Genomic DNA, 19,412 nt, shown 5'->3' with positions numbered 1-19,412 from the left:
TTGCATAAAGGTTGTACATACGATGGTTTGAACTTAATGTTTTAATCACCACTAAGTTACTAAAAATCAGCGACATGTACAACTTTTTACTCATATTTATCAACTTAAATTAATTCCGCCAACGGGTATAAGTATGTTGTTTCTGCCTGTTGGCAAGGCTTCTGTCATGTATATCCGCCTTGTCGGACAACAGGAACTTCCAATCCTGTGCCCTTATCAATGAGTCGAGCATCTTTGTATCATACCCTATGGAGTACAACCCGCCTACAATGGCACCCATTGATGTTCCGGCAATATAGTCAATCGGTATGCCTGCACGCTCTATCACACGCAGCGCACCGATATGTGCCATGCCCTTGGCACCGCCGCCACTCAGCACCACCGCCACCTTTTTGCGCGGCACATCATGCTGCTCTTCCGCCGCACCGGCAAACGCGGAAAGCATCAGTGCTGCCAACATTATGACAAAAACACGTACTTTCATACCTATATGTCTTAATTACATGTTATGGTTCATGAACCTGTGCTCAGCCAGTTTCTCATATTTTGTGCCCGGCTGTCCGTAGTTGGCAAACGGGTATATGCTTATCCCGCCGCGCGGAGTGAATATGCCCGTCACCTCAATATATTTAGGTTCCATCAGGCGTACAAGGTCCTTCATTATAATGTTCACACAGTCTTCATGAAAATCACCGTGATTACGGAAGCTGAACAGATAGAGTTTCAGACTCTTGCTCTCCACCATTTTCTCTGCCGGAACATACTGTATGCGTATTTCGGCAAAGTCGGGCTGACCCGTTATGGGGCACAGCGACGTAAACTCAGGGCAGTTGAATTGCACCCAATAGTCGTTGCCGGGATGTTTGTTGGTGAATGTCTCGAGCACCTCCGGTGCATAGTCGTCGGCATATCTCGTAGCGGTGCCGAGAGCCTTCAATCCCTCACCGCATCTGTTTTCATTGTTCTCTTTCATAAATTGAATATTTTCCATATATTATAACTTATACCTTCGTCATATACATCGGTATCTTCAAACTCCTTTGTCTTACGTACAACACGTATGGTGACAGGGAGTACCATTATTTCATACAATGTCTTGAGCACGACCTGTGACACTATAAGCGACGGCATCTCCGACACCGGAATTACGCCCCACAAAGCTAAAGGAAAGAATATCAGCGAGTCGGCTGTCTCTCCGAATATAGTACTGACAACGGCACGGACAGAGAAATGCCTTCCTCCCGACGACAATTTCATGCGGCTCATCACGTATGCGTTGATGAACGAACCTGCAAGAAAGGCTACAAACGAGGCAGCGGCAATACGAGGAGCAAGACCGAAAACAGCATGGAAACCGTCTTCGTTGTCCCAATATGGCGCGCCAGGGATGAAATCGGCAAGAGCACCGAACATCACGAATATGAAGTTCATGGCGAAGCCCGTCCATATCAGCAACCGCGCCTTGCGGTATCCCCACACCTCGCACACACAGTCGTTGATGATGTAAGAAACAGGAAAGACCAGCAGTCCGCCCGTTATGTTCACCAAACCAAAGGAAATCTGCTTTGTCTCAAGCACGTTTGCCGTTATAAGGCAAACACAGAAGAGTATGCTGAAAAGCATGAACAGCACACTCACATTGTTCTGTCTTTTTCTCATTATTCTTGTTTTTTAAGAGGTTTACCAAGCACTCTGTTGTTAATATCGCGGCAAAATTAATAAAAAAACTCAACGGACAAGGTTTTTAGTACTTATTAATTCTTAAATAAACATTTAATATTTATCTTTGCTCAACAAACAATTATAAAGAAACATACAAATGAAAAGACATTTATCAATAGCCCTAATGGCTTTATGCGCCGCAACAATAAGCGCGCAAGACGTAGAGTTTAAAATCACAGGAACAGCTCCGGCTGACGTAAAAACGGTATACCTGATAAACAAAGATGCAAGAAACGATGTGGACAGCGTAGAGGTGAAGGACGGCAAATTCGGCTTTTCCGGAACAAAAGCGGCAAACACCTTGTTTATCGTTATGGCACAAAACAACGGCACAATGTTCTTCTGTGACGGCACACCGGTAGAAGTAGACCTGACCGGATGCACATCCAAAGGCTCGGCACTGAACACCAAACTGGGTGGATATATGGGGAAATACAACTCGTACATGTCAAGGATGAGCGATCTCGGCAAGCAATATTCTGAAATAAAGGGTAGCACTGACCAGGACAAGGCAGCAAAGATGAAAGCAATAGAGGATGAATATGACAAACTGAGCAATGAGTTTACGATATATGCAAAGAGTATTGTGAACGATAACAAGGACAACATCATCCCTGCCGCATTTATAAATAATATAATGTATGAGTTGTCTTACGACGAGCTTAAGGCACTGCTTCCGGAGACGGCACCGTATTACAGCCACGCACAGATGAGACAGCCGAAAGCCCTGCTGGCATCATACGAATTGCGCCAACCGGGTACAATGTTCAAGGATATTACGATGAATGACGACAACGGCAAGGAACGCAAGCTGAGCGAATGGTGCGGAAAAGGCAACTATGTGATGATTGATTTCTGGGCAAGCTGGTGTGGTCCGTGCCGTGGAGAGATGCCGAACGTAGTAGCAAACTACGAGAAATATCACTCAAAAGGTTTTGAAATAATCGGCATATCGTTCGACACTAAAGCCGAGGCATGGAAGGCTGCGATAAAAAGCCTCGGCATGAAATGGCCGCAACTGAGCGACCTTAAGGGCTGGAAGTCCATAGGAAAGGACATCTACGGTATCAACTCGATACCTGCAAGCATACTGCTCGACAAAGAAGGAAAGATTATCGCCGTGGATTTGCGTGGCGAAAAGCTGGGCGAAAAGCTGAAAGAGCTGTATGGGTTTTAAAAGGAGATAGAGGAAGATTTCAAAGGAGATAAGGGGAAGATTAAGGACAATAGCCTTGTACCAAACAATAAAGCATACGTCTTTTATCTTCCCCTTATCTCCTCTTTATCTTCCCTTTATCTCCTAAAAAACTCTGTCTCCTCTTTATTTATCCCCCGTCACACATTCACGACAAGCCATGTGATATATCCGCAGAAGAGCAAAGCAAGCACAACACCTTCCCAACGGGCTATCATATACTTGGTATACGAGAACATCCAAAGCAACACCACGCCGATAAGCATAACCAACATGTCTACGGTCGTAATACCTTCTATCTGCATCGGGGCGACGAGTCCCGTTACACCGAGTATCATAAGTATGTTGAATACATTACTGCCTATCACATTTCCTATAGCCATTCCACTCTGCCCCTTGCGAGCCGCGACAACACTCGTTGCAAGCTCGGGCAGCGAAGTGCCGCACGCCACGACGGTAAGACCGATAACCGCCTCGCTGACACCAAGGGCACTTGCTATGTCGGAAGCCCCGTTGACAAACAGGTGACTGCCGCCGATGAGACAAGCAAGACCGATAACAATAAATACAACCGACATACAAATAGAAAGATTTTCCTTCTTTCCCTCAACGACAGAAACCTTTCCTTTCTTTGCAAGACGCAGCGTATAAACCATGAAAAATATAAATGCGGCAAACAATAAAGCCGCATCCATGCGCGATATATCACCGTCAAGACTCATTAGCACAAGCATGAGAGTTGCCGCCATGGCAAACGGCATGTCCTTCTTCACCGCAGAACGACTTATAGCCATGGGTGCTAAAGCCGCAGAGACACCGACAATAAGCATCGTATTGAAAATGTTGCTGCCCACGACATTGCCCACCGCAAGGTCCGGGGTACCCTTTATCGCAGACACCAGACTGACAAAGAACTCAGGCATCGACGTGCCCATTGCCACAACAGTAAGCCCTATTACCATCTGAGGAATATTCATACGCTGCGCCAATGCCGTAGCACCGTCTGTCAGTCGGTCGGCTCCCCACAATACAAGAGCCACTCCTATTACAACACAAATAATGCCTATCATAAAATACTTTTAATGTTAATACGATAGACAAAGTTATTGAAAAAAGCCCGGAACCGGCAACAAAGCATTCTTATTTTAGCTATTAATAAGGATGCGAAACATTTATTTAACGTGAATACGACAAATTTATATTTCCTGTTATATTACAAACAACACCTGACCTTCCTTTGGAAAAAGAGGGACAGAGGCGGTTTGTACAATCAGTAGAACAAACGTTTTTCAAGGCAAAAACATCATCACTCCAACATAAAAGACATGCCATAAAAACGCATTGTCTAACCTCTTGTAAATCAGAATAATACCTTTTAGTTTCTAAAAGGTGGCATATTGCACGCTAATATGCCGCCTTTCGCGCTCCAAAACGCCACCTTTTAGAAGCCGCCAGGTCGCCTCTTGGAAAACAGGAACATTATTTGAAGATAAAGACGGCTGTCCTGCAATATAAAAGAAGTCTTTTCTTTGCTTTTCCACCTTTTTACATTATCTTTGCATTATATAAGTTTATCTTATTTAAAGATAACGCCAACCGGACGCAATCAAGCTTGTTTGATATTGCCAAGGCAAAACCTTACGGTTGGAATACACTTAGTATCTGCAATATAAAGTGAATATAACGAAACTTCTGAACAGTTCGCTGAAGATAGCGTTGCCGCTCGTTTTGGGCGGCATGATATTGTATTGGATGTACCGCGACTTCGACTTCAGACGTATCTGGAACGTTGTTACACACGACATGGACTGGACATGGATGCTGCTGTCGTTTCCGTTCGGCATTCTGGCACAGCTGTTTCGCGGACTGCGGTGGCGGCAGACGCTCGAGCCTATGGGCGAAAGGGCACGCACATCCACATGCGTACATGCCGTGATGCTGTCATACGCGGCAAGTCTGGTGATACCGCGCGTGGGCGAGTTTGCACGTTGCGGAGTGCTGAAAAGATATGACGGAGTGTCGTTTCCGAAAGCTCTCGGCACCGTGGTGACCGAAAGGGCGATAGACACTCTGCTGATGCTGGGCATAACAGTGCTGACACTGCTGATGCAGATGGGCGTGTTTTCCACTTTCTTCAAGCAAACGGGGACGAGCATGGACACTATTACAGGCAGGTTTTCCGGCACGGGCTATGTCGTGACGGTTATCTGTGGAGCTGCGGCGGTGATACTTCTGCATTTTGTAATGAAAAGGCTCGCCATATATAATAAGGTGAAAGCCACACTCGGTGGTATATGGCAGGGAGTGACATCGCTGCGCAACGTGCGCAACGTGCCGCTGTTTGTGTTCTTCACCCTTGCCATATGGGGAAGCTATTTCATTCATTATTATCTTACGTTCTTCTGCTTCGGGTTTACAGAGGGATTGGGAGCGGGATGCGCCCTTACGACTTTCATCGTCGGCAGCATAGCCGTAATTGTACCCACACCCAACGGTGCCGGTCCGTGGCACTTCGCCGTGAAGACGATGCTGATACTATACGGAGTGGCTTCGGACAGCGCTCTGTTCTTCGTACTTATCGTTCACACCATACAGACAATGCTTGTCATACTGCTCGGCATGTACAGTTGGGTGGCATTAGGTTTTACAAGGCGCATGGCGGAACGGCGGCAGACGTCTTCGGAAGTACAGTAATAAACGTGATATATTCATCAATCTAAAATAAATATACTATGAGCGAAATCATGAATCTTAAACCGGAGTGTATCTGGAGAAACTTTTACGGACTGACACAGGTGCCGCGTCCGTCGGGACATTTGGAGAAAGTGCAGCAGTTCCTGTTAGACTTTGCAAAGCGCGCCGGCGTGGAAGCATTCAAGGATGAGGCTGAAAACATCGTTATGCGCAAGCCTGCGACACCGGGAATGGAAAACCGCAAGACCGTCATACTGCAGGCACACATGGACATGGTGCCGCAAAAGGAAAAGGAAAGTGCACACAACTTCGAGACCGACCCGATACAGACATACATCGACGGCGACTGGGTAAGGGCAAAGGGTACTACTCTCGGCGCCGACAACGGACTGGGTGTGGCTGCGATAATGGCTGTGATGGAAGCGACAGACCTTAAACACGGACCGATAGAGGCTCTCATCACAGCCGACGAGGAGACAGGAATGTACGGTGCCAACGGGCTGCCCGCGGGCGAGCTTACGGGCGAGATACTTCTGAACCTCGATACGGAGCAGGAGGGAGAAATGATAATAGGAAGCGCCGGAGGCGTGGACATAACAGCCGTGTTGGACTATAAGGAGGTTGAAACGGACAAGAACGACGTTGCCGTAAAGATAACGGTGAAAGGTCTTAAGGGCGGACACTCCGGTCTGGAGATTGGCGAAGGCAGGGCTAATGCCAACAAACTGCTGGCACGCATCGTGCGCGAAGCGATATCCGAGGACGAGGCGCGCCTGGCATCATGGCACGGCGGAAACATGCGCAACGCCATTCCGTTTGAGGCGGAAGCCGTACTTACTCTTCCGAAAGAGAACATGGAAGACATCGCGGAACTGGCGGCCGACTATTGCGAGGCGTTCAACAACGAATACAAAGGCATAGAGAACGAGATATACGTAACCGTGGAAGAAACGGAACTGCCCGAAAACGAAGTGCCTTTGGAAATACAAGACAATCTCGTCAACGCAATATGTGCCGCACACAACGGCGTATGGCGCTACATACCGTCTATACCGAACATCGTGGAGACATCGTCAAACCTCGCCATAATAGACATCGCCGGCGGAAAGGCAGCAATAAAGATACTGGCACGCAGTGCAAGCGAGACGGTGAAAGACGAGATTGCCACATCGCTCGAAAGCTGCTTCGGCATGGCAGGAATGGAAGTGAAGCGCAGCGGCGAGTACGGAGGTTGGGATCCCAACACCGACAGCGAACTGATAAAGGTGATGCGCAAGTTGTACACAGACCTGTTCAACGAAAAGCCTACGGTGCAGGTGGTACATGCCGGACTGGAGTGCAGCATTATACTCTCCAAGTATCCGGGTCTTGACATATGCTCTTTCGGTCCCACGATGCTGTCACCGCACACCCCCAACGAGCGCGCGTTCCACCCGTCGGTGCCGAAGTTCTGGACGCTGCTGACAAAGACGCTGGAAGAGATACCTGCTAAATAAGGAGTGGAAAGACAGAAGGAGATAAGGGAAGATAGAGGGAGATATGGGGAGATAAAGGACGTATGTCTTGTTCCTTCGTAATCTGATAAACCCTTTATCGCCCGTATCTCATCATTTGATTTATACAGTTAGGGCTGTGCCGAAACAAACTTGCTTGTTTTGACACAGCCCTATTCAACAAAAGACGGCTTTGACGCGACATCGCATCAAAGCCGTCTTTTTATGCGTATTATTCATTGTTGCCCTGCGTCTGCAAGTCCCACCCTATCGCACTTGCACCGAGAACGGCTGCCGAAGAACCGCCGAGGCTGCTCACAAGGAACTGTGCCGGCTTCTTCAGGAAGAGCGGCATGACGTTCTTCTCATAGCTGCGCTTTATCGGTTCCATAAGCAAATCGCCCGCTTTTGTCAGTCCGCCGAAGAAAACAAACGCCTCGGGTGAGGAGAAGACAGCCATGTCCGCACATGCCTCGCCAAGCACTTCGCCCGTAAACTCATAAACGCTCAGCGCAAGTCTGTCGCCCTTAGCCGCAGCCAAAGACACATCGAGAGATGTTATATCATCTATATCCAAGTCTCTGAGAAGCGAACTGTCATTGCTTGTCATCAGGAATTCACGTGCCGTACGTGCCACTCCCGTTGCAGAACAATACGTCTCCAAACATCCGCAACGACCACATCCGCATGGACGACCGTTCTCACGACGCACAATCATGTGTCCCAATTCACCGGCAAAGCCGTCGCTTCCGTAAACCAGCTGACCGTTAACCACAATACCGGAACCTACGCCGGTACCAAGCGTGAGCATGATAAAATTCTTCATGCCGCGTGCCACACCATACGTCATCTCGCCTATAGCAGCGGCATTGGCATCATTGGTAATGGCTACAGGCAGCCCTATCCTCTCGCCGAACATGCCGGCAAGAGGCACCACACTGTCGTGTGCCCATGATATATTGGGAGTATGCTCAACAGTCCCTTTATAATAGTTTGCATTAGGCGCACCTATGCCCATCGCCTTTATGGTGTCTATTCCGCCTACCTGATCTATTATGATCTGCAACGCATCGCACGCCGCATCGACATAATCTTCCGCAGTGGCATAACCCTGTGTCTTGATTGTCGTTGTTGCCTTAATTTCCCCGCGGCTGTCCACGATGCCGAACACTGAGTTCGTGCCGCCCAAATCCAAGCCGATGACATACGGCTTAACAGTTGATAATGTGCTCATCCTGATAAATTTATATTTCATATATAATAATGTGAAAACAAAGGTATCAATTTAATTGCAGCAGGCAAAGTTTTGCTGTCAAAATTTGTATATTCGGCAAAAAAACAGGAACTTTGCAGCCACTATGGCATTTCCTATCCATATAGATATTCTTGACCTGATATTCAAGGGCATACTTATAGGCATCATTGCCTCTGCCCCGATGGGACCTGTCGGCGTTCTCTGCATACAAAGAACGCTGAACAAGGGACGCTGGTACGGGTTTGTCACCGGTATCGGGGCATGTGTCAGCGATATCTTCTACGCCCTGATAACAGGTCTCGGCATGTCTTTCGTAATGGACATTATAAACAAGGGGGACAACAAGTTCATACTGCAGATCAGCGGCAGCATAATGCTGATGGCATTCGGAATATACTGCTACCGCAGCAATCCTACAAAGAAGATACACATAAGCAACAACGGACGGGGCACGCTGGTGCAGAACGGCATTACGGCTTTTCTTGTCACATTCTCCAATCCGCTCATCATATTCCTCTTCATGGCATGCTATGCGCAGCTGGCATTTGTCGTGCCAAATCATCCGTTGGAGATGTGCGCGGGATACATGAGCATCATCTTCGGAGCCATGCTCTGGTGGTTCGGACTGACATGGCTTGTAGACAAGATACGCGGTATATTTGATAACAGCGGCATAATAATCATCAACAGGGTTATAGGAAGCATTGTCATCATAATCTCATTCATCGTGCTTATCGGTACCGTTTTCAACCTTTACACTTTCTCTCTATAACATTATCAATATCTAAAGGATGTTTATATCTCAGGAACTAAGAAAGACAAACATTGCCGAATACCTGCTGTACATGTGGCAGGTAGAGGACATCATACGTGCATACGGATGCTCGTTGCCACGTATAAGAAAGGAATACATAGACAAGTTTGACTATGACGAGGACAGGAAAGAGGACATGACCGACTGGTACGGCAACCTCATAAGGATGATGAACGGCGAGGGATGCAGGGAACATGGGCATCTACAGATAAACCGTATCGTGATGCAACAGCTGGCAGAGCTTAATGCGCAACTGCTGCAGAGCACAAAATATCCGTTCTATACAAGCGAGTACTACAAAGTCCTTCCGTTCATAGTGGAACTGCGGAACCGCAGCGGAAAGAAAGACGAAGACGAGGTGGAGACATGCTTCAACGCCCTATACGGCGTAATGATGCTCAGGCTCCGGAAGAAAGAGATAAGCCCCGACACCATGCACGCAGTAAAGGAAATAACGACATTCATCGGCATGCTGTCCGACTATTTCCTGAAAGACAAGGAAGAACCACTGGAATTTTAAAACACCGAAGACATGAACATACTTATCACCGGATGCAACGGGCAGTTGGGGAACGAGATACAGCTGCTCGAGAAAGAGAACCCGCAGCACAATTATTTCAACACGGACGTATCGTCGCTCGACATAACGGACAAGACTGCCGTAAACGAGTTTATCTTCAATAACAACATAGACGGTATCGTAAACTGTGCCGCATATACGGCGGTGGACAAGGCGGAAAGCGACAAGGAACTTTGCCGTAAAATCAACGCCGATGCCCCCGGACTGCTTGCCGAAGCCATTGAAAAGCGCAACGGATGGCTGATACAAGTATCCACAGACTATGTCTTCAACGGTACCAACCACACCCCGTACACCGAGGACGAGCCGACATGTCCCGACAGCACATACGGCGAAACGAAGCTGGCGGGCGAACAGGGCGCCACGGCTGCATGCGGCAAGACAATGATAATACGCACGGCATGGCTGTATTCCACTTTCGGAAACAACTTCGTAAAGACGATGATACGCCTCGGAAAGGAAAAAGACAGTATAGGAGTAATCTTCGACCAGATAGGGACGCCCACTTACGCACGCGACCTCGCCGTTGCCATAATGGCAGCGATAAACCATGGCATCGTGCCGGGCATATACCACTTCTCCAACGAGGGTGTCTGCAGCTGGTACGACTTCACCAAAGCGATACACCGCATGGCGGGTATAACAACATGCCACGTCCGTCCCCTGCATACAAGCGAGTATCCCACACCGGCATGCCGGCCTGCATACAGTGTCCTCGACAAGACGAAGATAAAGACAACATACGGCATGGAAATACCGCATTGGGAAGAGTCGCTGCAGGAATGTGTTGATATATTAAACGGACAAGAGCGCGAAGGGAACAAACAGGGATAAAAGAAAATCATCATGAACAACGAGATAGAAAGAAGACGCACGTTTGCCATCATATCACACCCTGACGCAGGAAAGACCACGCTTACAGAGAAGTTCCTGCTCTTCGGAGGACAGATACAGGTGGCGGGAGCCGTAAAGAGCAACAAGATACGCAAGACGGCAACGTCCGACTGGATGGACATAGAGAAGCAACGCGGTATATCCGTATCCACGTCGGTAATGGAGTTCGACTACGAGGGCTACAAGGTAAACATCCTTGACACGCCCGGACACCAGGACTTTGCCGAAGATACATACCGCACGCTGACAGCGGTAGACTCGGCGATAATCGTGGTGGACAGCGCTAAAGGCGTGGAGGCGCAGACACGCAAGCTGATGAACGTGTGCCGAATGCGAAACACACCGGTTATAATATTCATAAACAAGATGGACCGCGAGGGACGCGACCCGTTCGACATCCTCGACGAGCTGGAGCAGGAACTGGAGATAAAGGTACGCCCGCTGTCGTGGCCCATTAATCAGGGGGCAAAGTTCAAGGGCGTCTACAACATCTATGAAAACAAGCTCGACCTGTTCACTCCCGACAAGCAGCGCGTCACGGAAAAGGTGGAAGTGGACGTTAACTCTGCCGAACTGGACGCATGTGTGGGAGACACGGATGCCGCAAAGCTGCGCGACGACCTCGAGTTGGTGGACGGAGTGTACCCCGAATTCGACGTCGAAGCATATAGAAAAGCGGAAGTAGCACCCGTTTTCTTCGGCAGCGCACTGAACAATTTCGGTGTACAAGAGCTTCTTAACTGTTTCGTCGAGATAGCTCCGTCGCCCAAACCCACCAAGGCGGAAGAGCGCATGGTAAGTCCGGAAGAGTCAAAATTCACCGGATTTATATTCAAGATAACGGCAAACATCGACCCCAACCACCGTTCGTGCATCGCTTTCTGCAAGATTTGCAGCGGCAAGTTCGTGCGCAACCAGCCCTACTACCTTGTCCGCCAGGGCAAGACAATGCGCTTCTCATCGCCCACACAGTTCATGGCACAGCGCAAGAGCACCATCGACGAGGCATATCCCGGCGATATTGTCGGACTGCCGGACAACGGCATCTTCAAGATAGGTGACACGCTTACCGAAGGCGAGAAACTGCATTTCCGCGGACTGCCGTCATTCTCTCCGGAGATGTTCAAGTACATCGAGAACGACGACCCGATGAAGAGCAAGCAGCTCAACAAGGGCATAGACCAGCTTATGGACGAAGGTGTGGCACAGATGTTTGTCAACCAGTTCAACGGAAGGAAAATCATAGGCACCGTAGGACAGTTGCAGTTCGAGGTCATACAGTATCGTCTTGAGAACGAATACAACGCCAAATGCCGCTGGGAACCGGTCCATCTTTACAAGGCATGCTGGGTGGAGGCGGACGATGCGGCGGAGCTTGAGGCATTCAAGAAGCGCAAATATCAGTATATGGCAAAGGACAAGGACGGGCGCGACGTGTTCCTCGCCGACTCCGGATATGTACTGCAAATGGCACAGCAGGACTTCGAGAACATTCGTTTCCACTTTACAAGCGAGTTCTGACACCGTTTTCCATACAAAAGGACCATATTAAAACTGGAAACAACCGGCATTGTCGTGACTTTCTTATAAATGCCCGTTGCCACAGCACTGATTTTAAGGCTGAGGCAACGGGCATTTGCCATGAAATATCCTTAAACGGCAACAAATATCCAGCGTGATTCAGGCATTTTTTACTACCGCCGGACCTGTATCCGATATGTAAGGACATGGCATTGCATCCTTAAAAATATGCGATAGATTTGTATCTCATATGCGATACGTTTCTATCTCATATGCGTTACGTTTCCATCTCATATGCGATACATTTCTATCTCATATGCGTTACGTTTCTATCTCATATGCGTTACGTTTCTATCTCATATGCGTTACATTTCTATCTCATATGCGTTACATTTATATCTCATATGCGTTACGTTTCTCTACTATATGCTACAGATTTCTCTACTATATAGTACAGATTTCTCTACTATATAGTACAGATTTCTCTACTATATAGTACAGTTTTCTCTACTATATAGTACAGTTTTCTCTACTATATGCTACAGATTTCTCTACTATATAGTACAGATTTCTCTACTATATGCTACAGATTTCTCTACTATATGCTACAGATTTCTCTACTATATGCCGGAAAAACACGTACAGCATGTTTTAAGTTCTCATACACCTTCCGAGAGTGGTTTTAATATAAACAAGGGAAATAAATCAGGCGAACATTATTTATCATTCAGCATTCCCTACTCCTCTACAGGACGGCAACACCACCGCGAAACCTTTATCATCACCGCCATGCCGGGCACGTCTTTAAGCAGAAAATACTTGTGGCTCTGTCGCACAAGGCGTCCGGAAAGCCCCTTCAGCGGTCCGAAGTCAACCACCACACGCTGCCCTTTCTTCAGCTTAGCCTCACTTTCCGACAGAAACTTCTTCATCTCAATCTCCGGATTGCACATCAGAATGAACTCGCGCATCTGCTTGTCCGGAATGTTGTAAAGTTCGGGATTGTCCTTGCTCTTTCGCATCACAAACAGCCGCTTTGGGTATCCGGCATATATCGACAGCATGCGACGGACGCCGAAGACAGCCTTTACAAATATCAGATTGGTGACAACGGGACGTATGTCGTGGCGGCGCTTTCCATCCGCATCGACGTAATCGCGGCGGCACATGGGAATAAACGACTCCAGACCGCAGTCGGCAAAATAGTCAGCCACATCCTTCTGCCGCACGGCAAACAACTTTACGGCATGCCACGACACTGCATTCCCCGCATCATAACGCTCCTTTCCGGCGTTATCATCGCTAAAACAATTGTTGTCGTTGCCTGCCTTTTCCATGAAAAACTTATTATACCGGCTGCAAAAATACTTATTTTTTCCGATAAACAAGAGCGTTGCGGCATTTAAGTAGATGTCCAAAACGCATATATTAGAACCTAAAGATGCTGTATTTACTTTATAATTGATGTCGGACATCTACTTATCACATTGCAAGCCAGTTCTCAAGCATTTGCCTTCCGCATGGTGTCATCACGCTTTCGGGATGAAACTGTATGCCGCGGACATCGTATTCGCGATGCTTCATAGCCATTATAAAACCGTCGTCGCTCAAGGCTGTCGCCTCAAGACACGCCGGAAGACTGTCCCTGTCAACCACCCAACTGTGATATCTCCCCACCTCGAACCTCGCGCCGCATCCGCGGAACATCGGCTCGTTGCCAAAGTTGTCACACGGCGTTGCAACGCCGTGGCACACCTCGCTGACGTTCACCAACCGTCCTCCAAACACCTCGCCTATCGCCTGATGACCGAGACATACGCCCAAGATGGGCTTCACCCCGGCATAACGACGTATCACATCAGTAAGCAGACCTGCCTCCGAGGGGACGCCCGGTCCCGGACTAAGCACTATCTTGTCGAAGCTTTCAAGCTCTTCAAGCGCAAAACAGTCGTTGCGCACAACCGTTACATCGGCACCCGCCTCACGAAGAAGATGACGCAGGTTGTATGTAAAGCTATCGTAATTATCTATTATGACAACACTCATTGCAATTTATAATTGATAATTAATAATTTATAATTAATAATTGTGAGTTCGGCATGTTCTTTCATGCCATATGCCGCACCTGCAGCCGTGCGTCACAGCTTTTCCGCCAGTTCTATGGCACGGCGCAACGCCCCGAGCTTGTTGTTAACCTCCTGCAACTCATACTCCTCATCGCTCTTTGCCACTATTCCTCCGCCTGCCTGGAACCACAGTTCGCCTCCGCGGCTCACAAATGTACGTATCGTTATCGCCTGATTAAGACTGCCGTCAAAGCCTATACAACCTATACAACCGCCGTAGGCACCGCGGTTATGAGGCTCGTATTCGCTGATAAGCTGCATGGCACGCACCTTGGGCGCACCGCTAAGCGTACCCGCCGGGAAAGTGTCTATGAATGCCTTCACCGGATCGGCGCCATCATCAAGCTCTCCGCTTACACGGCTCACAAGGTGTATTACGTGACTGTAATACTGAAGATCCTTATAAAAATCGACCTTCACATCATGACAGTTACGGCTAAGGTCGTTGCGTGCAAGGTCTACCAGCATCACATGCTCGGTATTCTCCTTAGGGTCGTTGCGCAGAAACTCGGCGCCTGCCCTGTCACGCGCGGCATCGCCCGTGCGCCTCGTCGTACCGGCAATGGGGTCTATGTATGCCCTGCCGCCCTCTATGCGGCAATGGGTCTCGGGACTGCTGCCGAATATACGGAAGCCTCCGAAGTCGAAGTAGAACAGATATGGCGACGGGTTGACACTGCGCAACACGCGGTAGAGCCTGAAATCATCGCCCTCATATCTCTGTACAAAGCGGCGCGACAGCACTATCTGGAACACGTCGCCGCGCAGACAATGGTTTATTCCACGGCGTATGTTCGCCTTATGCTCTTCGTCGGTAAGCGTAGACACGGTCTCTCCCACGGCACGAAAGCCATAGTCGCGACCGCTGCCGCCGTTCATCTTTTTCAACATACCGTCGATAGCGGCATCGCCGCTGCCGGACGTTGCGCCGTCTGCAACAAGCGTCACTATCGTCATCGTGTTGTTGAAGTGGTCAAAGACTATCACGTCACGAAACATTATGTAATACAAGTCGGGCGCGTCGTCATGCTCAGCCGTCTCGTCCTTCACCGCTATATTCTCAAAGTATCTCACGGCGTTGAACGACGTATACCCGTACAGTCCGCAATATCGGGCATGCTCTCCCCTGACCTCGAAGCTGTCGAGAAACTCGCGCATGGCGTCTTCACACCTGTAATCGCCGACGACACGCCGCACCGACGTACCGTCAGGAAACGACAACACCGCCTCACCGTGCCCCACGGCAATGCTTGCAACAGGATTTATGCCTATAAACGAACGGCTGTTGTCGGCACCGTGATAGTCAGAACACTCCATCAAAACACTCTGAGGACACACATCTCTCATACTCATATACACTCCCACCGGCGTATACAGGTCGGCAAGCACCGTCCTGCTCTCCGCCGTATATCCGAACTTAGAACTTTCCATACTCTCCTGCCATATCTTTGTTTGCCAAATACGTCTCCACATCCTTGTCACCACGTCCGCTCACCGTGAGCACCACCACATCGCCCGGACCGAATGTCACCTTGCCAAGTGCCGCCACGGCATGCGCGCTCTCTATGGCAGGTATTATTCCCTCCATTCGCGTAAGCTCGTAACCGGCAAGCACCGCCTCATCGTCATTCACGGCATATACCTCGCTGCGCCCCTTTGCCGCCATGTTGCAGTGCATGGGTCCCACACCGGGATAATCAAGACCCGCCGATATGGTGAAAGCCTCTTCTATCTGTCCGTCGGATGTCTGCATGACGAGCATCTTGCTGCCGTGCAGTATGCCCGGCTCGCCGCGGTGTATCGTCGCCGCCGTGCGTCCGGAGTCGATGCCGCTGCCGCCCGCTTCGGCAAGCACTATGCGCACGCGGCTGTCGTCGACATAGTGATACACCGTACCGGCAGCGTTGGAGCCTCCGCCAATGCACGCCACGAGACAGTCGGGATAGTCACGTCCCTCCTTCTCCTGCAGCTGCCACTTTATTTCTTCCGATATTATGCTCTGCATGCGTGCCACTATGTCGGGATAAGGATGCGGTCCCATTGTCGAGCCGACGATATAAAACGTGTCCGACGGATGACAGCACCAGTCGCGTATAGCCTCCGAACAGGCATCGCTAAGCGTCATGTTTCCTGTCGTCACAGGATGCACCTTCGCACCGAGCATGCGCATGCGTTCCACATTGGTGTGCTGCCGCTCCACATCGGTCTTGCCCATAAACACCTCGCACTCCATACCCATCAGCGCACACACCGTGGCTGTTGCCACCCCGTGTTGTCCGGCACCCGTCTCCGCTATTATACGACTCTTGCCCATCTTGCGCGCCAGCAGTATCTGCCCTACGGTATTGTTTATCTTGTGCGCACCGGTATGGTTAAGGTCCTCACGCTTCAGATATAGCTTTATACCATACTTATCGCTCATTCTCCGCGCATGATACAGCGGCGAGGGTCTGCCCACATAGTCGCGCAGCAGCGCACGATATTCCGCCTTGAACTCATCGCTCTCCATTATCGGAAGATATGCACGGCGCAGATCCTCCACACATTTATATAATATCTCCGGTATATATGCTCCGCCGAAATCTCCGTAGAAGCCGTTCTCATCTGCAAAAAAAGAATCTTTCATCGTTTTATCATTTGTTTTTAAGGAGTTTCTACCTTCTTAAATCCTCATAAAGCCTGTCCATGGCATCATCCGCATTTCCCGTCTCATTGAGCAACGTGACAAACTTGCTCCCTATTATCGCTCCGGCAGCATTAGCCTGTGCACTCTCCAGCGTCTGACGGTTGGATATGCCGAACCCTATCATGCGGGGATTGCGCAGGTTCATTGCGTCTATACGGCGGAAGTACCGTTGCTTGGCATCATCGAAACTGCTTTGTGCACCGGTTATACCAGCCGATGACACCATGTATATAAACCCGTCCGTATTACTGTCGATAAAGCGCACGCGTTCTTCCGACGTCTCCGGCGTAATCATCATTATAACGCGTATGCCGTATCGGTCGGCTGTCGGCTTCACATCGGCAAGATAGTCGGCAAAAGGCAGGTCGGGGATTATCGCTCCCGACACACCCGTCTCGGAACATCTCCTGAAAAAACGCTCTATGCCGTGGTGCATTATCACATTGAGATAGCCCATCATCACGAGCGGCACCGACACCTCGTCCTTTATCTCCTCCAGCTGACCGAACAGCCGTTCCAATGTCATGCCGTTGCGCAGTGCCACCGTCCCGGCAGCCTGTATCACCGGTCCGTCGGCAAGCGGGTCGCTGAACGGTATGCCAACCTCTATCATGTCTATCCCTCGGCGTTCGAGAGTTCTAATCACGTCTGCCGTGCTCTCGGCAGACGGACATCCTGCACAGAAATATATCGAGAGCAGTTTGCGATCGCCGCGCCCTGCAAACAGTTCGTTTATCTTATTCATTGTATTAAGTAGATATTAAAAATCAAACGTATATATATTAATCTGCAGATGCAGTATTTTTATTTATACATCACCGGCGCAACCTACAGGTATGCGCCGCAGATCTATCCCCTCAGCGCACGGACAAACGCCTTCAGAGCCTCCACGTCCTTCACTGCCGGAGCCGTCTCAAACCTGCTGTTGAGGTCTATTCCCGCCAGCATGGGATGGTCGAAGTCTTTCACACGCTGCACATCGTCCGGTCCTATGCCGCCGCTGAGAATGAAAGGCAAACTGCCGTCGTAGTTTTGCAGCACATTCCAATCGAACATCCTTCCGCTACCGCCTGCACAAGTGCACTTGGTGTCGAAAAGCAGCATGTCCGCCACACCGTCATATTCGCGCCACTTGTCTACATCTTCTGCCGTCTCCACGCTTATCGCCTTTATTATCTTTACACCTTGACGGATGTCCGGTTCGAGTGTGCGGCGAAGGTTGTCTATCATCACCGCACTTTCACTGCCGTGCAGCTGCACGTAGTCCAGTCCGTAGTTATATACCCGGGTAACGATGTCCTGCGGCATACCGTCAACAAAAACACCGACTTTCTTTACACCGCCGTTCACACAGCGCCCGTTGTCTCCGGCATAGTCCGGCATGATGCCTGCTCCCGATGACATCATACTGACATATCTCGGACTGTCTTTCCAGAACACAAATCCTATCATGTCCACGCCAAGTTCCGCCACCGACCGAATGTTCTCCACGTCGCGCATACCGCAAACCTTTATCATGATATTCTTCATCGTCATCATCTCGTCTTATTTTGTTTCATTACCATATTTCCTTGTTCACTATCGCCTTTTCCGCATGTCTGCCACCTCAGCGGTCTATGTCATTGTCGTTATAAACCGGTGCAAAGCTTCTCCGGGCAAAGGCTCTTTCATGAAACTCTCACCTATGAGGAAACCGTTGAAGCCCACCTTACGCAACCGGCATACCGTGGCGGCATCGCCAATTCCGCTCTCGCTGACACGGCATATATCGCGCGGCAGTTTCTCCGAGAGTACAAACGAGTTTTGCACATCCGTGATAAACGTGCCGAGATTGCGGTTGTTAACACCGCACATATCCGGTTCTGCGTCCAGATATTCCAACTCTTCCGCTCCGTGTATCTCAAGAAGCACTTCCAGACCTATCTCATGCGCCGTACGCATAAGCATGGCACAGTCGTACCTCGATAGTGCGGCGGCGATAAGCAGCACAGCCGACGCACCGCAGACACGCGCCTGAAACAACTGATATTCGTCTACGACAAAGTTCTTGTACAGCACGGGAAGCGTCACACCCGACTGCCTTGCAATCTGCACAAACCCGTCGTTGCCGCCGAAATACTTCGCATCAGTAAGGATGCTCACAGCCGATGCACCGTTCTTCTGATAGTCCAATGGTATCACCGCGGCATCACCATCCTCACGTATCCACCCCTTTGAAGGCGAACGACGTTTAAACTCGGCTATTATCCCGCTGTCCGATGTCATCAACGCACGGCACATAGACGGCACGGCAACATCCTGCAAACTTTCCACCTTATTATATAGTACGGTTGCGGGGACGGTTTCCTTGAACCTTTCAACCTCAAGCCGCTTCCATGCCACTATCTCTTCAAGTATATCCATATCTGCCTGATCTTAATTGATTTAATGAT

Annotated in this window: 18 protein-coding genes and 1 pseudogene; 7 read left to right on the top strand and 12 right to left on the bottom strand. The window is 49.5% G+C overall.

Annotated features, from left to right (window positions below):
* Positions 1-124: 124 nt before the first annotated feature.
* The 3 genes and pseudogenes from HPS54_RS02790 to HPS54_RS02780 all read right to left on the bottom strand — a co-directional run.
* Positions 125-484 (bottom strand): annotated as a pseudogene (locus HPS54_RS02790) (patatin-like phospholipase family protein); the annotation flags it as partial.
* 15 nt (positions 485-499) lie between these two features.
* Positions 500-973 (bottom strand): preQ(1) synthase, encoded by a 474-nt coding sequence (gene queF / locus HPS54_RS02785; RefSeq protein ID WP_172343945.1) that lies wholly within the window; start codon positions 971-973, stop codon positions 500-502.
* Positions 970-1,659, bottom strand: a complete 690-nt coding sequence (locus HPS54_RS02780; RefSeq protein ID WP_172343944.1) for a queuosine precursor transporter — start codon at positions 1,657-1,659, stop codon at positions 970-972. Before HPS54_RS02780 ends, queF begins: the two co-directional genes overlap by 4 nt.
* A gap of 160 nt (positions 1,660-1,819) precedes the next feature.
* On the opposite strand from HPS54_RS02780, the gene HPS54_RS02775 reads away from it, so the two are divergent.
* A complete protein-coding gene (locus tag HPS54_RS02775; RefSeq protein WP_253951913.1) occupies positions 1,820-2,899 on the top strand; it encodes a TlpA disulfide reductase family protein in 1,080 nt (359 codons plus the stop codon).
* A gap of 158 nt (positions 2,900-3,057) precedes the next feature.
* Here HPS54_RS02775 and HPS54_RS02770 read toward each other — a convergent pair whose 3' ends face one another.
* Positions 3,058-3,987, bottom strand: a complete 930-nt coding sequence (locus tag HPS54_RS02770; protein WP_172343943.1) for a calcium/sodium antiporter — start codon at positions 3,985-3,987, stop codon at positions 3,058-3,060.
* A gap of 604 nt (positions 3,988-4,591) precedes the next feature.
* On the opposite strand from HPS54_RS02770, the gene HPS54_RS02765 reads away from it, so the two are divergent.
* A complete protein-coding gene (locus HPS54_RS02765) occupies positions 4,592-5,611 on the top strand; it encodes a lysylphosphatidylglycerol synthase transmembrane domain-containing protein (protein WP_172343942.1) in 1,020 nt (339 codons plus the stop codon).
* 38 nt (positions 5,612-5,649) lie between these two features.
* On the top strand, positions 5,650-7,107 hold the full coding sequence (locus HPS54_RS02760) for an aminoacyl-histidine dipeptidase (RefSeq protein WP_172343941.1): 1,458 nt from the start codon (positions 5,650-5,652) through the stop codon (positions 7,105-7,107).
* Positions 7,108-7,336: 229 nt separating this feature from the next.
* Here the strand turns inward: HPS54_RS02760 and HPS54_RS02755 are convergent, their stop codons facing one another.
* Positions 7,337-8,338: an ROK family protein gene (locus HPS54_RS02755; protein ID WP_172343940.1), complete on the bottom strand. Its 1,002-nt coding sequence runs from the start codon at positions 8,336-8,338 to the stop codon at positions 7,337-7,339.
* A gap of 124 nt (positions 8,339-8,462) precedes the next feature.
* Here HPS54_RS02755 and HPS54_RS02750 point away from each other — a divergent pair, with 124 nt between their 5' ends.
* Genes HPS54_RS02750 through HPS54_RS02735 form a run of 4 tightly spaced genes read left to right on the top strand, consistent with a single transcriptional unit; the run spans position 8,463 to position 12,168 of the window.
* Positions 8,463-9,131 carry a LysE family translocator gene (locus HPS54_RS02750; protein WP_172343939.1) on the top strand — a complete coding sequence of 223 codons (669 nt, stop codon included), beginning with the start codon at positions 8,463-8,465 and terminating at the stop codon, positions 9,129-9,131.
* A gap of 19 nt (positions 9,132-9,150) precedes the next feature.
* Positions 9,151-9,693: a DUF4924 family protein gene (locus HPS54_RS02745; protein ID WP_172343938.1), complete on the top strand. Its 543-nt coding sequence runs from the start codon at positions 9,151-9,153 to the stop codon at positions 9,691-9,693.
* Positions 9,694-9,705: 12 nt separating this feature from the next.
* Positions 9,706-10,587 (top strand): dTDP-4-dehydrorhamnose reductase, encoded by an 882-nt coding sequence (gene rfbD, locus HPS54_RS02740; RefSeq protein WP_172343937.1) that lies wholly within the window; start codon positions 9,706-9,708, stop codon positions 10,585-10,587.
* A 12-nt stretch (positions 10,588-10,599) separates the two neighbouring features.
* Positions 10,600-12,168, top strand: coding sequence for a peptide chain release factor 3 (locus tag HPS54_RS02735; RefSeq protein WP_172343936.1), 1,569 nt, complete (start codon positions 10,600-10,602; stop codon positions 12,166-12,168).
* A gap of 737 nt (positions 12,169-12,905) precedes the next feature.
* On the opposite strand, the gene HPS54_RS02730 is transcribed toward HPS54_RS02735, so the two are convergent.
* The 7 genes from HPS54_RS02730 to trpC all read right to left on the bottom strand — a co-directional run bounded on the left by HPS54_RS02730 (position 12,906) and on the right by trpC (position 19,383).
* A complete protein-coding gene (locus HPS54_RS02730) occupies positions 12,906-13,505 on the bottom strand; it encodes a UpxY family transcription antiterminator (protein WP_172343935.1) in 600 nt (199 codons plus the stop codon).
* Positions 13,506-13,650: 145 nt separating this feature from the next.
* Entirely contained in the window at positions 13,651-14,214 is a 564-nt protein-coding gene (locus tag HPS54_RS02725) for an anthranilate synthase component II (protein WP_172343934.1), read from the bottom strand.
* 92 nt (positions 14,215-14,306) lie between these two features.
* Positions 14,307-15,725: an anthranilate synthase component I family protein gene (locus HPS54_RS02720; RefSeq protein ID WP_172343933.1), complete on the bottom strand. Its 1,419-nt coding sequence runs from the start codon at positions 15,723-15,725 to the stop codon at positions 14,307-14,309.
* Positions 15,712-16,920, bottom strand: coding sequence for a tryptophan synthase subunit beta (trpB, locus tag HPS54_RS02715; RefSeq protein ID WP_172343932.1), 1,209 nt, complete (start codon positions 16,918-16,920; stop codon positions 15,712-15,714). Before trpB ends, HPS54_RS02720 begins: the two co-directional genes overlap by 14 nt.
* Before the next feature lie 28 nt (positions 16,921-16,948).
* Positions 16,949-17,725 carry a tryptophan synthase subunit alpha gene (trpA, locus tag HPS54_RS02710; RefSeq protein ID WP_172343931.1) on the bottom strand — a complete coding sequence of 259 codons (777 nt, stop codon included), beginning with the start codon at positions 17,723-17,725 and terminating at the stop codon, positions 16,949-16,951.
* A gap of 104 nt (positions 17,726-17,829) precedes the next feature.
* Positions 17,830-18,501: a phosphoribosylanthranilate isomerase gene (locus HPS54_RS02705; RefSeq protein WP_172343958.1), complete on the bottom strand. Its 672-nt coding sequence runs from the start codon at positions 18,499-18,501 to the stop codon at positions 17,830-17,832.
* Positions 18,502-18,594: 93 nt separating this feature from the next.
* Positions 18,595-19,383, bottom strand: coding sequence for an indole-3-glycerol phosphate synthase TrpC (gene trpC / locus HPS54_RS02700; RefSeq protein ID WP_172343930.1), 789 nt, complete (start codon positions 19,381-19,383; stop codon positions 18,595-18,597).
* Positions 19,384-19,412 lie beyond the last annotated feature (29 nt).

The sequence above is a fragment of the Xylanibacter caecicola genome, assembly GCF_013166515.1.
Lineage (GTDB): Bacteria > Bacteroidota > Bacteroidia > Bacteroidales > Bacteroidaceae > Prevotella > Prevotella caecicola.
Note: the sequence above shows the minus strand (reverse complement) of the source record. Positions and strands in the feature narration are given on the sequence as shown.

Bases quoted from the DNA above. Each gene is read 5' to 3' on its own strand.
- trpB (WP_172343932.1), bottom strand. From the start codon at position 16,920: ATGAAAGATTCTTTTTTTGCAGATGAGAACGGCTTCTACGGAGATTTC.
- HPS54_RS02725 (WP_172343934.1), bottom strand. From the start codon at position 14,214: ATGAGTGTTGTCATAATAGATAATTACGATAGCTTTACATACAACCTG.
- HPS54_RS02755 (WP_172343940.1), bottom strand. From the start codon at position 8,338: ATGAGCACATTATCAACTGTTAAGCCGTATGTCATCGGCTTGGATTTG.
- trpC (WP_172343930.1), bottom strand. From the start codon at position 19,383: ATGGATATACTTGAAGAGATAGTGGCATGGAAGCGGCTTGAGGTTGAA.
- HPS54_RS02780 (WP_172343944.1), bottom strand. From the start codon at position 1,659: ATGAGAAAAAGACAGAACAATGTGAGTGTGCTGTTCATGCTTTTCAGC.
- HPS54_RS02775 (WP_253951913.1), top strand. From the start codon at position 1,820: ATGAAAAGACATTTATCAATAGCCCTAATGGCTTTATGCGCCGCAACA.
- HPS54_RS02770 (WP_172343943.1), bottom strand. From the start codon at position 3,987: ATGATAGGCATTATTTGTGTTGTAATAGGAGTGGCTCTTGTATTGTGG.
- HPS54_RS02720 (WP_172343933.1), bottom strand. From the start codon at position 15,725: ATGGAAAGTTCTAAGTTCGGATATACGGCGGAGAGCAGGACGGTGCTT.
- HPS54_RS02760 (WP_172343941.1), top strand. From the start codon at position 5,650: ATGAGCGAAATCATGAATCTTAAACCGGAGTGTATCTGGAGAAACTTT.
- HPS54_RS02750 (WP_172343939.1), top strand. From the start codon at position 8,463: ATGGCATTTCCTATCCATATAGATATTCTTGACCTGATATTCAAGGGC.
- HPS54_RS02745 (WP_172343938.1), top strand. From the start codon at position 9,151: ATGTTTATATCTCAGGAACTAAGAAAGACAAACATTGCCGAATACCTG.
- rfbD (WP_172343937.1), top strand. From the start codon at position 9,706: ATGAACATACTTATCACCGGATGCAACGGGCAGTTGGGGAACGAGATA.
- HPS54_RS02730 (WP_172343935.1), bottom strand. From the start codon at position 13,505: ATGGAAAAGGCAGGCAACGACAACAATTGTTTTAGCGATGATAACGCC.
- queF (WP_172343945.1), bottom strand. From the start codon at position 973: ATGAAAGAGAACAATGAAAACAGATGCGGTGAGGGATTGAAGGCTCTC.
- trpA (WP_172343931.1), bottom strand. From the start codon at position 17,725: ATGAATAAGATAAACGAACTGTTTGCAGGGCGCGGCGATCGCAAACTG.
- HPS54_RS02735 (WP_172343936.1), top strand. From the start codon at position 10,600: ATGAACAACGAGATAGAAAGAAGACGCACGTTTGCCATCATATCACAC.